Raw genomic sequence first — 20,491 nt, forward strand, 5'->3', positions numbered from 1 at the left:
GTTGTTACTTGGACCGCCCTGAAAGGTCCAAATCACGAGAAGAAATATCTTTTTGAGTCAGTGTTTTGCAAGCGTATTTCTGATTTTTTCTATTATTTCTTGTATTTTCTCTGCTTGTTCAACCGGAGCTGCACCGGGCCGTTCAACCATGATGATCGGTATGTTCAGTTCGCGGGCAGCCAGAATCTTGGCTTCGGTAGCATCACCGCCGCTATTTTTGCTGACGATGACATCGATTTTGTGGCGTTGCAGAAGTTCGATTTCCCCTTCGACCGTGAAGGGACCACGGGCAATCAGCCATTCACCCAGAGTCAGATTGAATGGATCTTTGGGAGACTCGACAGTCCGCACAAGCAGCCATGTTTTTTCCAAGCCTTCGAAATGGGCAAGATCCTTGCGTCCGCTGGCGATCAAGGCGCGTTTTCCGTGTTCGGGCAGGATTTGAGCTGCCTCTGCGAGGCTTCTGACGATGATCCAGCGGTCTTTATCCGTTTTTTGCCATGCTGACCGCTGAAACTGAATGCAGGGTGTCGCCACCGCGTGACAGGCTTGGGCAATGTGGCTGGATATCTGTGTGGCATAGGGGTGAGTTGCATCGATCACGAGATCGATTTTTTCCGAACCCAGACAGGATATGATGCCTTCGGCTCCGCCAAAACCACCAATGCGGACGGGGATGCCATCCGGTAATCTGGGGGCACTGGTACGACCGGCAAGAGAAAGCTGCAGACGCACATCTGATCCGAATTCCTGTAACAGGTCAGCAGCGATACGGTTGGCATCCCCCGTGCCGCCAAAAATAAGAATGTTCAGCGGGGTTTCTGTGTTTCGAGGGGGAGTCATATGTTGCGGGCCTGTTCTTGTTCATTTTAAAGGTTCGGCTTTGTGCCTTCGGCGGGAAGAAAGGCGTCAAAATCACCATGTCCGGCACGGGCGATGATCCTGCCAACACGATCAACAACGACAATTTCGATGGCGGAAGCGCCGTCGATGGTTGCGCGGGCGGTTTCACCAGCCTGAAGGGCAATGGTGCGTGCTATATCAACGTTTCTGGATGAGCAAAGTTCCAGAACCTGTTTAGCCGTATTGGCGTTGGCAATTTCAGATACCAGTTCGGCATCACCGCCAAGTGCGGCAACTGTATCAGAGAGCTTGTTGAAATCGACTTCGGACCGGCTGCTATGCAGATCCATATGGCCCTGCGCCAGTTTGACTAGTTTGGCAAATCCGCCTGAAATTGTGATATGATCGACTGGATGGCGACGCAGATATTTTAGCATGCCGCCAACAAAGTCGCCCATATCCAGGATAGCCTCGTCCGGCAGATTATAAAATTGCCGAATGGCTGCTTCGGACGTTTTGCCGGTGGCCCCGGCAACATGTTTGCGGCCGGTGGCGCGCGCGACATCAATGCCACGATGGATGGAATGAATCCACGCCGAACAGCTGAACGGAATCACCACGCCGGTGGTTCCCAGTACGGAAAGACCGCCAACAATTCCCAGTCGCGGGTTCCAGGTTTTCAGAGCGATTTCCCGCCCGCCGGGAATGGAAATTTCAATTTCGACATCGGTAGTCGCGTTAAACTTGTTTGCCAGTTCGACGATCTGCTGTGTCATCATTTCGCGCGGTTTGGGGTTGATCGCGGCTTCGCCCACCGGGATGGGCAGGCCAGGTTTCGTAATCATCCCGACACCGTCGCCGGCATGGAAGGTGATGCCGGACCCCTGTTGTCCATGGCGGATTGTTGCAATGATTTCCGCGCCATGGGTGACATCGGGATCATCGCCAGCATCCTTGATCACGCTTGCCCGTGCCCAGCCATCGCCGGTTTCAGCCTTGATCAGGTTAAAGGATGGTGTTTCACCCCGGGGAAGGATGATGGTGACCGGATCAGGAAATTCGCCAGACAACAGCGCTTGCCACGCCGCGCGGGTTGCCGCGGTGGCACAGGCCCCCGTTGTCCATCCCTTGCGTAGTGGTCCGTCCGGTTTTCGGGTCATGGGGCGGGCGATCCCGGTTTATGGCTTTGAAGATTTGGGTTAACCATTATTATGGCACCACGCATTTTTTGACAGAGCTCATATATTAAACATTATAAATGATGTGGTATTAGGTAAATAACGAAAAAAATACGGATTAATATGTTGGACGTAGCACCAAGATGCTGTTTAACATATCCAAACGATCCGGTCCTGCACAGATGGACCAGTTGGCTGAGAGATAAAGAATTCCGCAATGACGACACTTGGTCTTGATTTTCCGGTATTTGAGCCGGGTTGGGTTTGGCTGGTCGGCGCAGGTCCGGGTGATCCCGGTTTGCTGACGCTTCATGCTGTCAATGCGATGCAGCAGGCCGATATTGTTGTCTATGATGCGTTGGTTGATGACCGGATTCTCAATCTTTTGCGTTCGGATGCCAAGCGTGTTTATGCCGGGAAGCGCGGTGGTCGGCCGTCTTCAAAGCAAACGGATATATCCCTGCAGCTTGTTGATTACGCCAAGCAGGGCTTAAGGGTTCTGCGGCTTAAAGGTGGTGATCCGTTTGTTTTTGGCCGCGGTGGTGAAGAAGGCCTGACGCTGGTTGAACATAATGTGCCGTTCCGGGTCGTGCCGGGTATTACGGCGGGGATTGCCGGTGCGGCCTATGCCGGGATTCCAACAACGCATCGTGATTGCAATTCATCGGTAACCTTTGTCACAGGCCACGGTTCAAGTGGCGAAATGCCCGATAACATTAATTGGGCGGCTCTTGCCAAAGGGGCGCCGGTATTGGTGCTGTATATGGCGATGAAGCATTTGCGCCGTATTTCATCGGAACTGATGGCCAATGGACGATCCGGTGACGAACCACTTGCGGTTATCAATCAGGCAACAACCCCCAATCAGGGCATTCTGATTTCGACGCTTGCCAATGCGGCCGATGATGTCGAAAAAGCCGGTGTGGAACCGCCGGCAGTTTGTATTCTGGGCAAGGTGGTCGACTTGCGCGACCGGTTGAACTGGCTTTCGCCGCAGGATGACGTCAAAGCCGTGCGCCATGTTCCGTTCGAACAGGTTCTTGACCTTATTACCATGCCGGCGGATGCGAACGTTTCCAAATCCTGAGTTCCGGATTGATCTATATCGTTGTTCACAATGGATCGGCGCGTCACAATCGACGCAACTGATCATTTCGGGTGGATCATGGACGAACAACAGATACTGATCCGCATCATCGAAAGCGGCTGGGCACAATGCATGACTGTTTTGCAAGAAGACAGCGGCGTTTTGGCGACAGCATTGATTGCCGGACTTGTCGGCAGTGCCACGCACTGTGTTGGGATGTGTGGGCCATTTGTGATCAGTCAGGTCACGTCGCGCATGGAAAAGCTGCCGCTTGAAAAGATGAGCGAGCTTCGCCGACTTACCGGGGCCGCCTTATTGCCTTATCAGTTTGGCCGATTGACGACCTATACCCTGCTTGGTGTGATGGCGGGCTTTTTCGCCGATAGCATCACGGTGCTGACCAAAATCTGGTGGTTGGGGCCTATGTTGCTTTTGTGTGCGGCACTTTTCTTTCTGGTCTTTGGGGTAATCGGTCTGGTGCCACATCTTGCCGGGCTGTTTCCAAACGTGGCTGGAGGAAACGCTGCGGGGGCATGGTGGAACCGTGTGGTTGGTGACCGCATTAAACCGCTATTTGGTGCGCCATTTGGCTGGCGGGGTTATCTGCTGGGGATCATGCTTGGATTTATTCCCTGCGGTCTGATTTATGGTGCGCTGGTTCTGGCGGCCGCAGGTGGCAATGTATTGACCGGCGGGTTCGTCATGGCGGTATTTGGTCTTGGCACCGTGCCGATGCTGTTTGCAACGGGCGTGATCGGCCAGTATGCCACCCGACGTTTTCGTGCTTTTATGGCACCGGTCGGTCGGGGGCTTATGGTCGTTAACGCCATCATCCTTGCCATGCTGGCATTTCATCAGATCGGATAATTTTGCGAATTCGCAATGACGCTATTGTGAGCCATGGCACAGTCACGGGTCTTGCATGATCGTTTTGCGGATTTATAGTGCCCGCAAGACAGTGGGTTATTCATCCGGTTGATTGCGGCAAAGGTAATCCCGGGACAAAAGGAACAGGTAGCGGCGTGAGCAGGAAAACACTCGTAATCATTCTGGCGATTGCGCTGGTTCTCGGAATCGGATTGACCTATCGACTGATGATGATGGGATCGGAAACCGCATCTTCAAGTTCGGGTGCTGCGGCAATTGGCGGACCGTTTGAACTGGTTGATCAAAATGGTCAGACCCGCACCGAACAGGATTTCCGCGGAAAATACATGCTGATTTATTTCGGTTATACCTATTGTCCGGACGTTTGCCCGACCGAATTGCAGGTGATGGGCAATGCGCTTGATGCTCTTGATCCCGAAATTGCCAATGAAGTAACGCCGGTTTTCATTTCGGTTGATCCGGAACGCGATACAGTTGACGCGATTGCGGCTTATGTTCCCCATTTTCATGAACGTATGGTCGGCCTGACCGGAACGCTTGAACAGACTACAGCCGCGGCAAAGACTTTCCGTGTGTATTACGCTAAGGCATATGCTGACGGGGAAGCAAAGGATTCGGATGCCTATCTGATGGACCATTCGTCCTTTGTGTATCTGATGGGACGTGATGGGTCATTTATCCGTCACTTTAATTACGGAACAGCCCCGGAAGATATGGCAAAGGGCATTGCCGAAGTCGTTAAGAAGAACGGATGATTACCGCGTTTCTGTAGGGATCAGTTTGTGCGGCATTCAGGGAAATCGGAAGAATATGGAATTATCTGCAATGCAGCTTCCGGGCCTGATTATTGCCGCACCTTCGTCAAATAGCGGCAAGACGGTTCTGACGCTTGGCCTTTTGCGTGCACTTGCCAATCGGGGTGTTCGTGTAGCGGCGGCGAAAACCGGACCGGACTATATAGACCCGGCATTTCAGGCCGCTGCATGCCGAGAAAAATGTATCAATCTTGATCCTTGGGCGATGTCCGGTGATCAGATCGTTGCGCTTGCCCAGCGGCAGGCCGGGGAGAAGTCACTTCTTCTTTGCGAAGGTGTGATGGGGTTGTTTGACGGGGCAGCGGACGGCAGTGGGTCAACGGCCGATCTTGCGGCGATGATGAACTGGCCTGTGGTGCTGGTTATTGACGTCAAGGGGCAGTCGGCATCGGCTGCCGCGGTGATCGCCGGGTTCGCCGGCTTTCGCAAAGATGTGAAAATTGCGGCTGTGATCCTGAACCGGGTTGGCAGTGATCGGCATCGTATGATGATTGAAACGGCGTGCCGCGAACATCTTCCGGAAATTCCTGTGATCGGGGCGGTCCGGCGCAGTGATGCATTATCGCTGCCCGAACGGCATCTTGGCCTTGTGCAGGCAGGCGAACATGACGCGCTTGATGTGTTTCTTGATCAGGCGGCCGGGATTATTGCCGAGGATGTCAATCTTGATCAGTTGATCGGTCTGGTACGCGGGCGGAAACTTGCGGTGGGGGCTGGTGATGGTTCGGATGCGGTTGGCATCGGTATCCCGCCATTGGGGCAGCATATCGCCATCGCACGGGATACGGCTTTTGCCTTTGCCTATCCCCATCTTCTTGAAGACTGGCGCCGTCAGGGGGCGGAATTATCGTTCTTTTCCCCGCTTGCCGATGAAACCCCAAGCAATGGGGCGAACGCGGTCTATCTGCCGGGCGGTTATCCGGAACTGCATGGTGAACAACTGGCGAATGCGGGAAATTTCAAAGCGGCAATCGCGGCGATGGCAGTCAGAAATATCCCGATCTACGGCGAATGCGGTGGCTATATGATACTGGGCGAGGCATTGATTGATGCAACTGGCCAACATCACCAGATGCTTGGGCTTTTGCCCCTTGTGACGAGCTTTGCTGATCGCAAGCTGCATTTGGGATATCGAACACTGGTTTTGTCCGGGGCAACAGCTTTGGGGCCGGTTGGGACCGTTCTTCGCGGGCACGAGTTTCACTATGCCTCGACGATCAAAGCCGATGGTACGCCCCTTGGAAACATGGCCACGGCAACTGGTGGTGACCTTGGCAGTGCCGGTTTGATGAAGGGCAGTGTTTTCGGCTCGTTCTTTCATCTGATCTGCCAGTAGCTTCGATTGGTGATCTTTGCGGTTTGGAAGTCCGCCATATGCTATAATCCAAAAATAATAAAATGATGCCGGACGAGAGAGACGATGACAGAGCCGACGGTTGAGACAGGGAATGAACCGTTTTGGGAAACCAAGACGCTTGATGAAATGACTACCGAGGAATGGGAGTCCATTTGCGACGGATGTGGCAAATGCTGTCTGCATAAGCTGCAGGATGAGGATACCGACTTTGTTTATTATACCTCGGTAGCCTGTCGATTACTCGATTGCGAAACCTGCAGCTGCAAGGATTATCCAAATCGAACCCAGCATGTGCCTGACTGTGTGCAACTTTCGCAGGAAAACGTCGCGACATTGTCCTGGATGCCATCGACATGTGCCTATCGTTTGATGGCCGAAGGAAAAGGATTACCTGACTGGCACCCACTAATTACAGGACGCGCAGACTCAACGATCGCGGCGGGAATGTCGATCAAGGGAATGGTGATCTCAGAGGATGACGCCCACCCTGATCTGACCCGATATATTGTTAAATGGCCAGCTTGAACGTATAATCCAAAGTATGTTCACCTATGCTAAAATAGGTGATTGATTACTTCATCGGTATAGATATCCTGTGATCCGAACAATTGCGCAGTATATGCGGAATTGTTCGTTTTGTTTTTATACAGGCCTTTAAATGACCGGGTCTTCAGTTAGAAACCCGGGCAACACAAGAAAGACATTCGGATGGGTTTTGCGTCACTTTTCAGTAATGACAGGTCGCAGGAAGGTCAGCAGATTGTAAATGCGCTGAGCCTGTCGATGGCTGTTATCGAGTTTTCGATTGATGGCAAGATTCTGACGGCCAATGATAATTTCCTGAAAACAATGGGTTTCTCGCTGGAGGAAATTGTTGGTCGGCATCATTCGATGTTTGTCCCGCGTGAAATCAGTAATGGCGAAGAATACCGGAAATTCTGGGAACAGCTTCGCAGCGGTAAATTCTCGTCGGGTGCTGTGCCGCGTGTGCGCAAAAATGGCGAGATGATATGGCTTGAAGCGACTTACAACCCGATTCTTGGCAAAGACGGAAAGCCGACGAAGGTCGTCAAATTTGCATCCGACATTACAGCGCGTCGCGTTGAGCGTGCGGTTTTGCAAAGTGTCTTTGACGCGATGGAAAAATCGCAGGCCGTGATCGAGTTTGACCTGAACGGCATTATCCTTAAGGCAAACAAGAATTTTCTTGATGCCATGGGATACAGACTCGATGAAATTATCGGCAAGCATCACAGCATGTTTGTTGAGCCAGAATATCGTGACTCTGCCGAATATCGCTCGTTCTGGGAAACCCTGAAAACCGGGAATTTCCATACGGGCCAATTCAAACGCGTCGGCAAGGGCGGCAAGGAAATCTGGATTGAGGCGTCCTATAACCCGGTGCTTGATCCGGTTGGAAAGCCTTTCAAGGTGATCAAGTTCGCGTCAGATATTACCGAGCAAACCCTTCTGTTGCTTGAGCTCAAGACCATGATCGATCAGAACTTTACCGAGATCGATAGTAACATCGCCGCTTTGGGCAATTCGGCCAATCAAAGTGTCAGCACATCCGAGGAAACCTCGCATACGGTGCAGACCGTTGCGGCCAGTGCCGAGCAGATGGCGGCATCAATTGCAGAAATTTCGCGTAGTATGGCGCAGTCTCGTGACGAAACAGAGCGCGCATTTGATCAGACGATCAGCGCCAACAGCTCGACCCAGCGTATGGCGGAGGTTGTCGAGTCAATGGGGAGCATCGTTGAAGTCATTCAGAATATTGCCGGGCAGATCAACCTTCTGGCATTGAATGCGACGATAGAGAGCGCGCGTGCGGGCGATGCTGGCAAGGGGTTTGCCGTTGTTGCCAACGAGGTCAAGAACCTGGCCAATCAGGCCGCTCGTGCGACCGAGCAGATTTCCGATGAAATTTCAGGCATTCAGTCGATCTCGTCAGAGGTTGTCGGTGCCCTTGAAACCATTCGTCATTCGGTGGAAACGGTCAGGGACAGTGTCACCAACATATCCTCGGCGGTTGAGGAACAAAGTGCGGTGACCGAAGGCGTTTCGGAAAACATGCGCATGATGGCAGGTGCGGTTGACGGTCTTGCCCGGAACCTTGATAACATCAAGTCCACCACGGGTATGGTCGCCGACTCGGTCAGTCGAACCCGTAAGGCTGCGGAAGTCCTGGCGCGTTAACCGTCTGATTTCCTATACAGATGTATCGAACTGCAGGATGGCCGATGCATTCGGCCGTCCAGTTTTGTTTGTGCGGTGACGGTTTTGAGACTTTATCGCGAAAACAAATCTGAACAGCTTGCCTAATGTTCACTGTCTCAGCAAAAATAGACACTCATTGCAAATGATCCGCAAACAGCGCGGTGACAGGGAATGTCGAGTGAATATATGCGCATAGATGTTCTGGGTGTTGGCGAGGCATTCGATCCCGCCTTTGAAAACTCATCCGTCGTGGTGAGTGCAAATGGCTATCGGTTGATGATTGACTGTGGGGCAACGGTGCCCGGATTGCTGATGCGCAAGTTTCCCGATCCGGATGCCATTGATGCGATTTATTTCACCCACATGCATCCCGATCACGTTTTCGGACTGGTGCCGGTTATGCTGAACTGGCGCGATGACGGTCGATCAAAGCCGATCCATATCATCGCGACACCTGCGGTACGCAATCATCTGGAAAAGATCATGGAGCTTGGCTTTGCCGGGCTTGGAAGTGCGTGGCCGTTTGAAATTATCTGGCATGCGGTGCCGGAAACCACGCAGATAGGTCCGTTCGAAACCAAATTTGCCCGTTCCGATCACAGCGTTCAGAACCATGCAATTTTGCTGCGTTTCGAGAATAAGGGTTTTGCCTATTCCGGTGACGGTAACGTGACAGCCGATACTACAGCGCTTTTTACCGCTGCTGATCTGGTGTTTCAGGAAACATATTTGCCCAAGCATGATCCAAAACATGCCGCGCACTGCGATTTGGAAACTGTTCTGCAATTGGCATCTGATATGCCCGGATCACGTTTCTGGCTCTATCACATCAAACGTAATGTAAGACGCGAGATCGCCGAACTTCTGCGCGAAAATCCGCAGGTACGGGTTGCCGTACCTGGCGAAGTGATCGAAATCCGTTAGGGTGACGCCTCAGCAAACCCAGCAAAAAGGCAGCCCATCGGCTGCCTTCTGATTTCCGAGATATCCTGATCGGGTCGTCTTAGTGAACCGAACGCGGGTCCATGTCGTGCTGGCGGATTGCCGCATGGGCTACGGCCTGACTTTCGAACGATGCGATATGGGTACCATCCGCGGTAAATACCCCAAAGACCGTTTCGTTGCTTTCGTCTTCGGGATTGGCCATCGCGCGCACATAAGCAAAATCGTGAATGCCAAGCATGGCAAAATCACCAGACGAAAGCAGGTTCAAATCCTGTTCCGCGCCGCGGGTTTCTTTGGTCTCATGGTCTGAGATGCGATTGCTCATAAAACCACTCTCCTTGTTACGCCTTGCGGCTTTTATCTTCGACCGCGTCTGCGCCATTTTCAGCATCGACGGTCATATCTATGGTGCGTGACGAGACGGCTTTCTTCTTGGCAGAGTTGATCGCAATTTCACGTACAACCGGTTCAGGAACCGGACGGTTCAAATCCACATGCAAAAGTCCGTTATCAAGATGGGCGCCAACAACTTCAATACCCTCGGCCAGTACAAAGGAACGCTGGAACTGGCGGGATGCTATACCGCGATGGATATAGATGCGGTTGCTGTCGTCTTCCTGATGCTTGCCACGAATAATCAACTGGTTGTCTTCAGTCGTTACCGACAGATCGTCTTCGGCAAATCCTGCGACCGCGACCGTGATACGCAGATGGTTTTCGCCGATTTGCTCGATATTATAAGGCGGATAGCCTTCTGCCTTGGTTTTGGAAACCTGATCAAGAACACGTTCGATCTGGTCAAACCCCAACAGCAGCGGACTGTTAAACATTGAAATTCGTGACATAGGCAGCACCTCCTCAGTAGAGCGAGTGTGATATCGACCAGACCCCACGCTTTTGGCGTTTCGGGCGTCTGAACATCTGACCCGACCCGTTCGGCATCAGACATATCTATCTAATCGAATAAATGTGGTTTTCTATCGCATAGTCAAGACCCGGATTGATACTGTAACCGCGGAAACCTTGGGAATATGCGATATCAGACCTGTGTAATACGCAGATCATGACCGATCAGAGATGATCATACAACGCGTTCCGGCAGTTCGGGCATATTTTCCAGTGCATAGTAGGCAACAGTCTGATCCTTTCCGCGCAAGGCCACTTCATGCATCACCGCATTTTCAGGTAATGGAATCGGCCCATGGTCGAAAATTGCCTTTGATATCACCAACGGCACACCATGCTTTTTGGTCTGGCTTTCCAGTCTTGCCGCCGTATTGATCGTGTCGCCGATGGCGCTGATGTTTTCGCGGCCGGGTGGCCCCATTTCGCCAACAATCGCTTCGCCCATGTGAATGCCAATACCGATGCGCAATGTATGCGGAAGCTCTGATTTCAAATGTTCATTCAGATTTTCGATTCGGCGCAACATCCCCGCCGCCCCGTGAAGGGCATCACGGATCATGGTTTCCGTATCGTCCGTATCAAGACCGTAAAGCGCCATCAGGCCATCACCGGTGAACTGGGCATAGAGCCCGCCACTTTCGCGTAAGGCTTCTGTCATTTCGGCAAAAAACTGGTTCAGTATGAACAGTACATCGTAGGGCATTTTCTTTTCGCCCAAACGTGTCGAATCCCGAAGGTCGGTGAATATGGAAACAACCTGACGTTCGCTACCGGACAAACCGCCGGGGCGGCGTCCATCCTGTGCGGTGGCGTTCGGCGGCAATAACGGCGCAACCGCAAGATCGTTTACCGGCTTGATCTGGCAGGCCAATCGCATACCACGCGGCGCGTGGATGCTCTCAAGCGCGGCTGCTTCGATCTTGCCGGGGGCTGCAAGCTGATCAATGCCCGATCCGCAATGGATGCGGCATGTCGTGCAACGACCATGTCCGCCACAAACCGATGCCATCTGCACACCGGCATCGCGAAGGGCTTCAAGTGCCGTTGCCCCGGGGGCGACGCGGATCAGCTTGCCGTTGGGCATCGATAGCATCGGTCCGCGTTTGATGCGATCAACGGTCTGGCGAATTTGCCGCACGACAAAGGGTGCCAAAGCCAGAGAAATGGCAATTATCGTGCCTGGGAGAAGTGCATTTTCATAAAATTTTACTGCCGCGTCATTGACGTTTGCGGCATCCAGAACACCAAAAACATATTTGCGTCCGCCTTCTTCGGTCCGGCGAATGATTTCAGCGGATGCCGCGCCAAATCCGGCCAGTGCCAGTGTCGGGACAAGTACTGCTGATGCGCTAAGCACACCGCGCCAACGCGGGTAAAATGGCTTTAATCGCAGCCAGAAATGAATACCGATACAACCATGGGTCCAGACGACAATCACAGCGATTGCATGCAATACGCCCTGGCTCGGAATAAACACGGCAAGATCAAGCAAAACACGTTCAAACGCGGAATCGACACCAAATCCGAGGTCGATGATCCGCGTTGCGATGATATGGCGGAACAATAGAAATGGAATGCACAGACCAAGGATCATCTGTGTCCATTCGGATTTGCGCAGGCGCAGGGAGCGCCTGCTGGTCAGTCGCGCTGTCGCCAGAAGGAAATGCGTGATCGCAGCGCATAAAAGAAGAATTTCCAGCGGTGGGAATTGCCAGATACCGGTTGTAACCGGGACGATGGCTTCCATTGCTTCGGGCGAAATGATGCCAGCGGCCTGATTGATCAGATGCATGAAGACATATGCAAACAGCGTCAGACCGGAATAAAGCCGTAAATTCTGGATCATGGCATTCCATTTTACTGGCAGAAATTTTGCTAAAGTCCAGTATCAGGCGCAATCATAAACAAATCGTATTGCGGAATGTTCTGAAAACTTCCAGCCGGTTGCGCATGCATCACTATATCTTAAAACGCAAAACGGACCGCCATCGAAATGCCGCGGTCCGTTATAAGGGGATAATGCCTTCCCGATCCTGGGTCAGGCGGCTTTAACCGCCCGATTACCCCGCAGGAAATTGAGCATCCATTTGGCAAACAGTTGGCTATCAAGCTTTTCGTCAAGTGACTTGGTTGCCTTTGAATGTACGTCTTCGGGCAACAATGTGTATCGTGCCTTCAGCAATGCTTCTTCATAGGGGCGCTGGAATTCCGGATGCGGCTGGATCGAAGCAGCGGTTTCGCCGTATTGAATAGCGGCATAGGGGCAGAATTCGGAGCTTGCCCAAACATTTGCGCCTTCGGGCAATTCTATCACCTGATCCTGATGGAATGCGTTCAGCTTGAACTTGGCTGGCGCATTTCCAAGCCAGATCGGGGCCGTTTTGCTGGTGGTGTATTCATGAACACCAATACCCCAGCCTTTGTCAGATTTGACGACCGTGCCACCAAGGGCGGCTGCCAGAATCTGGTGACCAAAGCAGACCCCGAAAACAGGAATTTGTGCGGCGACGATATCGCGAAGCAATTCCTGCAAACGGATCATCCAGGGTTCGTTTTCATAAACACCATGCTTTGATCCGGTCACAATCCAGGCATCGACGGCATTCAGGTCTTCGGGGAATTGATCCAAAAGTACAGTCCAGGTCTGGAAGGCAAGCTCGGGATCCAATGCGCCAAGCATGGTTTCGAACATGGATGGATAGCTTTTGAATTCATCGCGAAGTTCTTCCGGAACAAGACCGGTTTCAAGAATGCCGATTTTCATGCGAGGCCTTTGAAATCATACTGTGATGTTGTTTTGCACATATGCCAGTGTCGCTGCAAAGACAAGCATGTTGCAGCAAGATTTCAGGCTTTCCAGACTAGTCGCCACAAATTTTGAATGCTAACAGATTGATTTCCCTGCGAATGGCAATTTGTGGCGTATGGCTGGTTTGCGTGGCGCACTTGCCATAAAGGTTAAGGTTTTCGCTATTTTTGCGCGATTGCGGCCTGATCCAATGTGTTCATCATCAGTTTATGCACGATCATTCCGGCGATCATCGCGATCACAAAAATGATTGTTTCGATATGCCCAAAGGCAAGCGCACTAATCGCGGGACCCGGGCAATAGCCAACCATGCCCCACCCAATGCCGAACAATAGCCCGCCAATAACCAGATTGCGGTCAATGTCGCGTCGTTTCGGCAGTTCTATTGTCCCGCCGCAAATGGCAGTTCTGCGGGATTGGGCAAAGCGAAATATCGGGAATGCGATAACAAGGGCACCCGCCATGACGAACGCAAGGCTGGGGTCCCAGTTTCCGGTCTGGATCGCTGCGATATCAAGGAAACCAAGAACCTTTTGGGGGTCTGTCATCCCCGAAATGATTAGGCCCAAGCCGAACAGGGCGCCACAGAAAGCAGAAGCAAGAATACGCATTGATTTAGCCCCCGATAACATGACGAATGACAAAGGTACTGGCCATGCCCGCGCCCATGAAACACAGGGTGGCGACCATTGATCGTGCTGACAGACGCGACAGGCCGCAAATTCCGTGTCCGCTGGTGCAGCCACTGCCAAGTCTCGTGCCAAACCCGACGATCAAGCCGGCTGCAATAATGACCGGCCATGAAGCGCTTACAATGCTTTGGGCATTGATCGGGGTGAGGGCCAACAGGATCATTGGAGCAATGATCATGCCAGAGATAAAGGCAAGTTTTTCAACGCGACCCGATGTCGGGCCTTTGCTGGTAAGCAGGCCTCCAAGGATGCCGCTGATGCCTGCAATGCGGCCATTGAGCAAAAGGTAAAGGCCTGAAGCCAGTCCGATCAGCGCACCACCCAGAAGTGCGGAATAAGGCGTAAAGTTTTCCATCTTGTTTCCCGGCAGCAAGAGGTTGAGGTAAATATTTATATTAATACATTATGTTTTAATCAAGTTATTCTGGTGATCGCCCGGATCATCCAAGACTATTCATCAACTGCGAAGTTTGTCGTGAATTCTGATGCAGAGGGACCAGATAAAATGATTTTGCAGCGTGCAAAAGCGATAAAATTAGATAAACATCTGATTTTAAATGATATTATCCATATTGCCAAAAGCGCGGATTCAGCTGATATAGCGATGATCGAGTTTTGATGCTGCCGGTCATTTGGCCGGAGCCTTTTCGGATTTCTTCATATACATGAGCAAAGATCGTTTGTTGGCCAGTCGGCGGCTTGATGTCGCGCTGGCGCTTGTCGGGCAGAATGATACCGAGGCCGCAATCGATGTGACCCGGGCGGCAATTTCGGCTGATCCCGATTGGGAAGAAGCACATTTTGTGCTGGGCGATATTTTCGAACGCATGGGACAGCACGAAAATGCGATCGAAGCTTTTCGTCAGTGCCTTGCTCTTGATCCGGTTGACCGTATGGGAGCCGAAGTTCGACTGACTTTGCTGGGTGCGGTTGCCATGCGCGATCGCTTGCCGCCTGATTATGTTCGGGCCCTGTTTGACGACTATGCACCACGTTTTGAAATCTCGTTGCGGGATCGCTTGGCCTATCGTGGGCCGGAGCTTCTTTTTGAAGCCATCCGGCCATACTTGCCGGAATTGTTGCGCCCGTTGCGGGTTCTTGATCTTGGTTGCGGTACAGGATTGGTCGCGGACGTTTTTGCGGGCCATGTTGACGTGATTGACGGTGTCGATCTATCGCCGCGCATGATTAACCGGGCAAAGGCAAAGGGTCTTTATCGAAATCTGATTGCCGGGGACATCACGGATTTGCCTGATGCGCTTGATCGCGACTATGGCTTGGTGGTTGCTGCTGATGTTCTGAATTATCTTGGCGATCTTGTCCCTGCGCTGCGGGCTGCCCACGAGCGGATTGTACCAGGTGGATTGATGGTTTTCTCACTTGAACATGGTGACACATTCCCGTTCGATCTTGGGCCGGGGCAAAGGTTCCGCCATCATGAACAGGCAATTCATGACTGGTTGAAAGATTGCCAGTTCAAAGTCATTGCCGATGTGATTGGAATTTTGCGACAGGAAAAGGGGAACCCTGTTTCAGGCCGTATTATGGTGGTTCGTGCAGGAGATGGTATCGCCGAATTGCTTGATGGTTTTGGACATCTTCCCGATCCGGAGCGTTCAATCGATCGCACCGTGCACTAAGCAGTATTTTGCATCCAGACGCTTTTGAAGGTCGTCCTTTGGACGGCCTTTTCATTTGGGAAAAGAATACTGAAACGACAAAACCCGTCGCTTTAGGCGACGGGTTTTGATGGTGGAGCCGATCAGGATCGAACTGACGACCTCTACAATGCCATTGTAGCGCTCTCCCAACTGAGCTACGGCCCCATTTTAGTCCGCGTCGCAACGATTTTGAGTGTTTCCGTTGCGGCGCGGGCGATATTTAGAAGGTTCACCAAATCTTGGCAAGACCTATTTTTAAAAAATCCTAGCGGTCGTCTTCGTCGCTTTCGACATGTTCGAGAACTTCGCCAAGATCATCGTCATCTTCACCAAGATCAGACGCATCCTCAAGGATATCGTCATCAATATCGGTGTCGACGTCGTCATCGAGATCGACGTCATCATCAAGATCTTCGTCTTCTTCCGGCTTCGGCTTTGCAACCGCGGCTTTCTTGATTTTGGTCACCCCGTCCGGGGTTGCGCATTTGGGGCACACGACCGGCGTACGATTCAAATCATAGTATTTGGTACCGCAGGCTTGGCAGTGACGTTTCTTACCGCGTGCTGACATTACGGCAAACCCTCTTAAATACCGTTTCATCAAAGAATGGGTTGAAGGCCGAATTCACCTTCTTCTAGTTGGCCCAATTGCCATCTTGGGGCGGGCTTGTCAAAAGGAAATTGTCCGATTTTATTCCAAGCCTCAAAAAGGCGGGATTCTGCGCTACGCACCGCCATAAGCTTCAAGCAAAATTTGGCTTCGATACTGGTGCGTCAAAAGCGCATATGATACGTGTTTGCCCCCCGGCAATCGAACGTACCATTTGCGCCTGGACTTGCGGCGGCATCAAGGTACGGTTCAATGGTCGGAAAACGATTATTTGATGGTCACAACAAGACATAGACAGGCAGGCCCGATGAGCTCTTCGCAGACCAAACGTCCGCTTCAATCGCTGAAGTCCCGTGCGCTTAAAGGCGATATCCGGGTTCCCGGCGACAAATCAATTTCCCATCGTTCCCTGATGTTTGGCGGTCTTGCCATTGGTGAAACGAAAATTACCGGCCTGCTCGAAGGTGAAGATGTACTGGCAACCGCAGAAGCCATGCGCAAGCTTGGCGCGACCGTTAATCGCGATAATGACGGGACCTGGCATGTGACTGGTGTCGGGGTTGGCGCCTTGCGGGAACCCGATAGCGTCATTGACATGGGCAATGCGGGAACCGGTATTCGCCTGATGGCCGGGATTGTTGCGACCCATCCGATCACCACTTTCTTTACCGGTGATGCGTCGCTTTGCAAACGTCCGATGGGGCGTGTTGCCGACCCGCTTGCTGAATTCGGTGCGCAATTCATCACGCGTGAACGTGGTCGCCCGCCGATGGCCGTCATTGGAACCGATGAAGCAAAACCGGTGACATATACGCTGCCGATGGCATCCGCGCAGGTAAAATCGGCCGTGTTGCTTGCCGGTTTGAATACCGCCGGAACGACCACAGTGATCGAACCGAAACCATCGCGTGATCATACCGAACGCATGTTGCGTCATTTCGGTGTCGATGTTGATGTCAGCATCAATGACGATGGCGGCCGCACGGTCAGCCTGACCGGCCCGGTTGAAATGAAGGCGGCTGATATTGTGGTTCCCACAGATCCGAGCTCGGCGGCATTTCCGCTGGTGGCGGCTTTGATCAATCCGGAATCACAGGTTACCATCCGTGATGTCTGTTTAAACCCATTGCGGACCGGCCTGATCACGACGCTTATTGAAATGGGCGGTGACATTACGATTGCTAACGAACGTGAAGAAGCCGGTGAAACCATCGGTGATCTTGTTGTTAGTGGTAAAAATCGCCTGACCGGCATTGTTGTGCCAGCAGAACGCGCGCCATCAATGATTGACGAATATCCGGTGCTGGCTGTTGCTGCTGCTTATGCGCAGGGTGAAACCCGAATGTGCGGACTTGAAGAATTGCGGGTTAAAGAATCGGATCGTCTTGCCGCTGTGGCCGCGGGTCTGGCAGCAAACGGGATCATTCATCGTATCGAAGGTGACGACCTTATTGTTACGGGTGGCGATGTGCCGGGTGGCGGCATGGTTGAGACCCACCTTGATCATCGCATTGCCATGTCGTTCCTTGTTCTTGGACTGGGCGCGAATGATCCGGTTGCGGTTGATGATGCCAACCCGATTGCGACCAGTTTTCCGAGTTTCGAAGCGCTGATGCGCGAACTTGGGGCCAACCTTGCCCCGGCTGGTTCGTAATCTGTTTCGCGGGCAGGCTTCTCTATTCACATACCGGGGCTCGTAATGCCGTTATTGGCACACAAGTATTAAGTGACATCAAAACAAACAGGGGCACCCGCGCATGATCATCGCAATTGACGGACCGGCAGCATCGGGAAAAGGTACTTTGGCGCGTCGAGTCGCTGCAGCAATGGACTATGCCTACCTTGATACCGGACTTTTATACCGGGCAACGGGCGCAAAGGTTTTGGCGCTTGGGCTTGATCCTTCGAACGAGGATGCAGCGGTCGGGGTGGCAGAAAAACTTGGTGCCGACGATCTTGAGAGTGAAGAGCTTCGTAGCGAAGAAGTTGGAAGTGCCGCATCAAAAGTTGCAGCGATTCCAAAGGTTCGCGCGGTGTTGCTAGCTTTTCAGCGCAACCTTGCCAGCAGCCCGCCTGATGGCAAACGTGGTGCTGTTCTTGATGGTCGTGACATTGGCACGGTTGTCTGTCCGGATGCCCCGATCAAGTTCTATTTGACGGCCAGTGTCGAAGAACGTGCAAACCGTCGGTTCAAACAGTTGCAGGAAAAAAATCCCGCTGCTATATACGAGCGCGTTCTCAAGGAGCTTGAAGAACGGGATGCTCGAGACAGTGCGCGGGACGTTGCGCCGCTCAAGATGGCATCGGACGCAATCCACATCGATACGGATCGTCTGAATGCTGATGCGGTGTTTAATGCAGTCATGGCGCATATTCGGACCCATATGGGCGAGAATGACTGACACACGGGCGTTTTAACCGTCAAGCGACAGAACGATCTCAGGGGTTGTTACCCTAAGGTGAACGACATGTGCGTTCACCTTTTCGTCTATGGAAAACCGTTTGGTTTTTCGCGAACGGGATCGGGACATCGATTGGCAAAAACCCGCCGCGATTTTGTGGCAAGACCATCGGATACAACCGATTGGCCGGAATAGTGACGATACACTCGAAAGGAAGTCTCTTTAATGACAACCGCTGAACAAGCACAATTCTCCACCGGCGAAGATTTCGCCGCCCTGCTGGCCGAAAGCCTCGGTTCTGAAGACGAGGGCTTTATTGGCCGCGTGATGACCGGTACGGTCGTCAAAACCACCGACGACGATGCAATCGTCGACGTGGGTCTGAAGTCCGAAGGCCGCGTGCCGCTTAAAGAATTTGGCGCAGGCGACGTTAATATCGGCGATACCGTTGATGTTTATGTCGATCGCTATGAAAACAAAGATGGCCTGATCGTTCTGTCGCGCGAAAAAGCGCGTCGCGAAGAAGCCTGGGTCGAGCTGGAAAAACAGTTCAACGAAGGCAAACGCGTCGACGGTACCATCTTTGGTCGTGTTAAAGGCGGCTTCACTGTCGACCTGTCGGGCGCCGTGGCATTCCTGCCGGGCAGCCAGGTTGACATCCGTCCGGTTCGCGACGTTACCCCGCTGATGAACAACCCGCAGCCGTTCCAGATCCTGAAAATGGATCGTTCGCGCGGTAACATCGTGGTTTCGCGTCGTGCCGTTCTCGAAGAGACCCGTGCTGAACAGCGCGCCGAACTGATCCAGAACCTCCAGGAAGGTCAGGTTCTTGACGGTGTTGTCAAAAACATCACCGATTACGGCGCATTCGTCGATCTCGGCGGTGTTGACGGCCTGCTGCACGTCACCGACATCGCATGGAAGCGTATCAACCATCCGTCTGAAGCCCTTCAGATCGGTCAGACCGTCAAGGTCCAGGTTATCCGCTTCAACAGCGAAACCCAGCGTATCTCGCTTGGCATGAAACAGCTTGAAGCTGACCCGTGGGAAGGTGTCGAAGCCAAATACCCGGTCGGTTCGAAATTCGAAGGCCGTGTCACCAACATCACCGATTACGGCGCATTCGTCGAACTCGAAGCTGGTGTCGAAGGTCTGGTCCACGTTTCCGAAATGTCCTGGACCAAGAAAAACATCCACCCGGGCAAAATCGTTTCGACCTCGCAGGAAGTCGAAGTCATGGTGCTCGACGTCGATGCACAGAAACGCCGTATTTCGCTTGGTCTCAAGCAGTGCACCTCGAACCCGTGGGATGCCTTCTTGGCCGCTCATCCGGTCGAGTCCGAGATCGAAGGCGAAGTCAAGAACATCACCGAATTCGGTCTGTTCATTGGCCTTCTGGGCGGTATCGACGGTATGGCGCACCTCTCGGACCTGTCATGGGACCGCGCTGGTGAAGAAGTCATCAAAGAATACAAAAAAGGTGACATCGTCAAAGCCAAGGTTCTTGACGTTGACGTCGAGAAAGAACGCATCTCGCTTGGTATCAAACAGCTTTCGGGTGACCCGTTCAAAGAAGCCGTTACCGGCATCAAACGCGGCGAAACCGTAACCTGTGAAATCACCGAAGTTAACGATGGTGGTATCGAGGTTGCTGTTGGTGGCACCGATCTTAAAGGCTTCATCCGCAAGGCTGAACTCGCACGTGACCGTTCGGACCAGCGTCCGGAACGTTTCGCAGTTGGCGAGAAAGTCGATGCGCGTGTGACCACGATCGACGCCAAAACCCGCAAGGTTACCCTCTCGGTCAAAGCTCTTGAAGTTGCTGACGAGAAGAAAGCCATGGCGGATTATGGTTCGGCTGACAGCGGTGCATCGCTTGGTGATATCCTTGGCGAAGCACTTCGCAAGAAACAGGAAGGTGCCGAATAAGGCATCTGTTCCTGATCAAACAGGGTCTGCGACGGCAGATCATGAAGACGGGTCGTGCATTGCACGGCCCGTCAGACTGCTGACAAAGTCCTCGCCATTGGCGGGGACTTTTGATTCAATGGGGAATGCTTAAGAAACCCAGCCCACAT

The 20,491-nt window shown here is 52.6% G+C and carries 21 protein-coding genes and 1 tRNA gene; 12 read left to right on the forward strand and 10 right to left on the reverse strand.

All coding sequences use genetic code 11. The annotated features are described in order from the left end of the window. Positions 1-57: 57 nt before the first annotated feature. Positions 58-843 carry a cobalt-precorrin-6A reductase gene (locus BC440_RS13870; RefSeq protein WP_051682189.1) on the reverse strand — a complete coding sequence of 262 codons (786 nt, stop codon included), beginning with the start codon at positions 841-843 and terminating at the stop codon, positions 58-60. 26 nt (positions 844-869) lie between these two features. Continuing rightward, positions 870-2,003, reverse strand: coding sequence for a cobalt-precorrin-5B (C(1))-methyltransferase (locus BC440_RS13875; protein ID WP_063092159.1), 1,134 nt, complete (start codon positions 2,001-2,003; stop codon positions 870-872). Between the two features lie 235 nt (positions 2,004-2,238). Between BC440_RS13875 and cobA the strand changes: the two genes are divergently transcribed. From cobA to BC440_RS13910, 7 genes are all read left to right on the forward strand, one after another. Next, complete coding sequence (cobA, locus tag BC440_RS13880; protein ID WP_063092158.1) at positions 2,239-3,108, forward strand: uroporphyrinogen-III C-methyltransferase; 870 nt, start codon at positions 2,239-2,241, stop codon at positions 3,106-3,108. Between the two features lie 78 nt (positions 3,109-3,186). Beyond that, complete coding sequence (locus BC440_RS13885) at positions 3,187-3,975, forward strand: sulfite exporter TauE/SafE family protein (RefSeq protein ID WP_065702167.1); 789 nt, start codon at positions 3,187-3,189, stop codon at positions 3,973-3,975. Positions 3,976-4,130: 155 nt separating this feature from the next. Beyond that, positions 4,131-4,751, forward strand: a complete 621-nt coding sequence (locus tag BC440_RS13890) for an SCO family protein (protein ID WP_063092156.1) — start codon at positions 4,131-4,133, stop codon at positions 4,749-4,751. A gap of 55 nt (positions 4,752-4,806) precedes the next feature. Further along, positions 4,807-6,147, forward strand: a complete 1,341-nt coding sequence (locus BC440_RS13895; protein ID WP_063092155.1) for a cobyrinate a,c-diamide synthase — start codon at positions 4,807-4,809, stop codon at positions 6,145-6,147. A gap of 84 nt (positions 6,148-6,231) precedes the next feature. Then, complete coding sequence (locus BC440_RS13900; RefSeq protein ID WP_063092154.1) at positions 6,232-6,693, forward strand: YcgN family cysteine cluster protein; 462 nt, start codon at positions 6,232-6,234, stop codon at positions 6,691-6,693. Positions 6,694-6,876: 183 nt separating this feature from the next. After that, complete coding sequence (locus tag BC440_RS13905) at positions 6,877-8,367, forward strand: PAS domain-containing methyl-accepting chemotaxis protein (RefSeq protein WP_063092153.1); 1,491 nt, start codon at positions 6,877-6,879, stop codon at positions 8,365-8,367. Positions 8,368-8,559: 192 nt separating this feature from the next. Next, the gene (locus BC440_RS13910) at positions 8,560-9,312 is read left to right on the forward strand and encodes an MBL fold metallo-hydrolase (RefSeq protein ID WP_223304948.1); all 753 of its coding nucleotides are present in this window, start codon (positions 8,560-8,562) and stop codon (positions 9,310-9,312) included. A gap of 79 nt (positions 9,313-9,391) precedes the next feature. On the opposite strand, the gene BC440_RS13915 is transcribed toward BC440_RS13910, so the two are convergent. The 6 genes from BC440_RS13915 to BC440_RS13940 form a co-directional block, all read right to left on the reverse strand. Continuing rightward, a complete protein-coding gene (locus BC440_RS13915; protein WP_007088354.1) occupies positions 9,392-9,658 on the reverse strand; it encodes a DUF1150 family protein in 267 nt (88 codons plus the stop codon). A 16-nt stretch (positions 9,659-9,674) separates the two neighbouring features. Next, positions 9,675-10,178 (reverse strand): Hsp20 family protein, encoded by a 504-nt coding sequence (locus tag BC440_RS13920; RefSeq protein ID WP_007088353.1) that lies wholly within the window; start codon positions 10,176-10,178, stop codon positions 9,675-9,677. Between the two features lie 236 nt (positions 10,179-10,414). Continuing rightward, a complete protein-coding gene (locus BC440_RS13925) occupies positions 10,415-12,085 on the reverse strand; it encodes an adenylate/guanylate cyclase domain-containing protein (protein WP_063092151.1) in 1,671 nt (556 codons plus the stop codon). A gap of 192 nt (positions 12,086-12,277) precedes the next feature. Next, entirely contained in the window at positions 12,278-13,003 is a 726-nt protein-coding gene (locus tag BC440_RS13930) for a gamma-glutamyl-gamma-aminobutyrate hydrolase family protein (RefSeq protein WP_063092150.1), read from the reverse strand. A 206-nt stretch (positions 13,004-13,209) separates the two neighbouring features. Next, entirely contained in the window at positions 13,210-13,659 is a 450-nt protein-coding gene (locus tag BC440_RS13935) for a YeeE/YedE family protein (protein WP_007088350.1), read from the reverse strand. Between the two features lie 4 nt (positions 13,660-13,663). Further along, entirely contained in the window at positions 13,664-14,095 is a 432-nt protein-coding gene (locus BC440_RS13940; protein WP_037989156.1) for a YeeE/YedE family protein, read from the reverse strand. A gap of 120 nt (positions 14,096-14,215) precedes the next feature. Here BC440_RS13940 and BC440_RS23160 point away from each other — a divergent pair, with 120 nt between their 5' ends. Together BC440_RS23160 and BC440_RS13945 are read left to right on the forward strand one after the other, a co-directional pair. Continuing rightward, entirely contained in the window at positions 14,216-14,359 is a 144-nt protein-coding gene (locus tag BC440_RS23160; RefSeq protein WP_156487995.1) for a hypothetical protein, read from the forward strand. Between the two features lie 46 nt (positions 14,360-14,405). Beyond that, positions 14,406-15,380 (forward strand): methyltransferase domain-containing protein, encoded by a 975-nt coding sequence (locus tag BC440_RS13945; protein ID WP_063092149.1) that lies wholly within the window; start codon positions 14,406-14,408, stop codon positions 15,378-15,380. A 110-nt stretch (positions 15,381-15,490) separates the two neighbouring features. Here the strand turns inward: BC440_RS13945 and BC440_RS13950 are convergent. Both BC440_RS13950 and BC440_RS13955 read right to left on the reverse strand, forming a co-directional pair. Beyond that, positions 15,491-15,566, reverse strand: a tRNA-Ala gene (locus BC440_RS13950). A gap of 100 nt (positions 15,567-15,666) precedes the next feature. After that, positions 15,667-15,972, reverse strand: coding sequence for an FYDLN acid domain-containing protein (locus BC440_RS13955; RefSeq protein ID WP_007088347.1), 306 nt, complete (start codon positions 15,970-15,972; stop codon positions 15,667-15,669). 346 nt (positions 15,973-16,318) lie between these two features. On the opposite strand from BC440_RS13955, the gene aroA reads away from it, so the two are divergent. From aroA to rpsA, 3 genes are all read left to right on the forward strand, one after another. Continuing rightward, positions 16,319-17,665: a 3-phosphoshikimate 1-carboxyvinyltransferase gene (gene aroA, locus BC440_RS13960; RefSeq protein WP_063092148.1), complete on the forward strand. Its 1,347-nt coding sequence runs from the start codon at positions 16,319-16,321 to the stop codon at positions 17,663-17,665. 103 nt (positions 17,666-17,768) lie between these two features. Next, entirely contained in the window at positions 17,769-18,413 is a 645-nt protein-coding gene (cmk, locus tag BC440_RS13965) for a (d)CMP kinase (protein ID WP_063092147.1), read from the forward strand. A gap of 225 nt (positions 18,414-18,638) precedes the next feature. Continuing rightward, positions 18,639-20,342, forward strand: coding sequence for a 30S ribosomal protein S1 (gene rpsA / locus BC440_RS13970; protein ID WP_007088344.1), 1,704 nt, complete (start codon positions 18,639-18,641; stop codon positions 20,340-20,342). The last annotated feature ends 149 nt before the right edge of the window (positions 20,343-20,491 follow it).

It is taken from the genome of Thalassospira sp. MIT1004, from assembly GCF_001858545.1.
GTDB classification, from domain to species: Bacteria; Pseudomonadota; Alphaproteobacteria; order Rhodospirillales; family Thalassospiraceae; genus Thalassospira; species Thalassospira xiamenensis.

Bases quoted from the DNA above. Each gene is read 5' to 3' on its own strand.
- BC440_RS13870 (WP_051682189.1), bottom strand. From the start codon at position 843: ATGACTCCCCCTCGAAACACAGAAACCCCGCTGAACATTCTTATTTTT.
- BC440_RS13875 (WP_063092159.1), bottom strand. From the start codon at position 2,003: ATGACCCGAAAACCGGACGGACCACTACGCAAGGGATGGACAACGGGG.
- cobA (WP_063092158.1), top strand. From the start codon at position 2,239: ATGACGACACTTGGTCTTGATTTTCCGGTATTTGAGCCGGGTTGGGTT.
- BC440_RS13885 (WP_065702167.1), top strand. From the start codon at position 3,187: ATGGACGAACAACAGATACTGATCCGCATCATCGAAAGCGGCTGGGCA.
- BC440_RS13895 (WP_063092155.1), top strand. From the start codon at position 4,807: ATGGAATTATCTGCAATGCAGCTTCCGGGCCTGATTATTGCCGCACCT.
- BC440_RS13900 (WP_063092154.1), top strand. From the start codon at position 6,232: ATGACAGAGCCGACGGTTGAGACAGGGAATGAACCGTTTTGGGAAACC.
- BC440_RS13905 (WP_063092153.1), top strand. From the start codon at position 6,877: ATGGGTTTTGCGTCACTTTTCAGTAATGACAGGTCGCAGGAAGGTCAG.
- BC440_RS13910 (WP_223304948.1), top strand. From the start codon at position 8,560: ATGTCGAGTGAATATATGCGCATAGATGTTCTGGGTGTTGGCGAGGCA.
- BC440_RS13915 (WP_007088354.1), bottom strand. From the start codon at position 9,658: ATGAGCAATCGCATCTCAGACCATGAGACCAAAGAAACCCGCGGCGCG.
- BC440_RS13920 (WP_007088353.1), bottom strand. From the start codon at position 10,178: ATGTCACGAATTTCAATGTTTAACAGTCCGCTGCTGTTGGGGTTTGAC.
- BC440_RS13925 (WP_063092151.1), bottom strand. From the start codon at position 12,085: ATGATCCAGAATTTACGGCTTTATTCCGGTCTGACGCTGTTTGCATAT.
- BC440_RS13930 (WP_063092150.1), bottom strand. From the start codon at position 13,003: ATGAAAATCGGCATTCTTGAAACCGGTCTTGTTCCGGAAGAACTTCGC.
- BC440_RS13935 (WP_007088350.1), bottom strand. From the start codon at position 13,659: ATGCGTATTCTTGCTTCTGCTTTCTGTGGCGCCCTGTTCGGCTTGGGC.
- BC440_RS13940 (WP_037989156.1), bottom strand. From the start codon at position 14,095: ATGGAAAACTTTACGCCTTATTCCGCACTTCTGGGTGGTGCGCTGATC.
- BC440_RS13945 (WP_063092149.1), top strand. From the start codon at position 14,406: ATGAGCAAAGATCGTTTGTTGGCCAGTCGGCGGCTTGATGTCGCGCTG.
- BC440_RS13955 (WP_007088347.1), bottom strand. From the start codon at position 15,972: ATGTCAGCACGCGGTAAGAAACGTCACTGCCAAGCCTGCGGTACCAAA.
- aroA (WP_063092148.1), top strand. From the start codon at position 16,319: ATGAGCTCTTCGCAGACCAAACGTCCGCTTCAATCGCTGAAGTCCCGT.
- cmk (WP_063092147.1), top strand. From the start codon at position 17,769: ATGATCATCGCAATTGACGGACCGGCAGCATCGGGAAAAGGTACTTTG.
- rpsA (WP_007088344.1), top strand. From the start codon at position 18,639: ATGACAACCGCTGAACAAGCACAATTCTCCACCGGCGAAGATTTCGCC.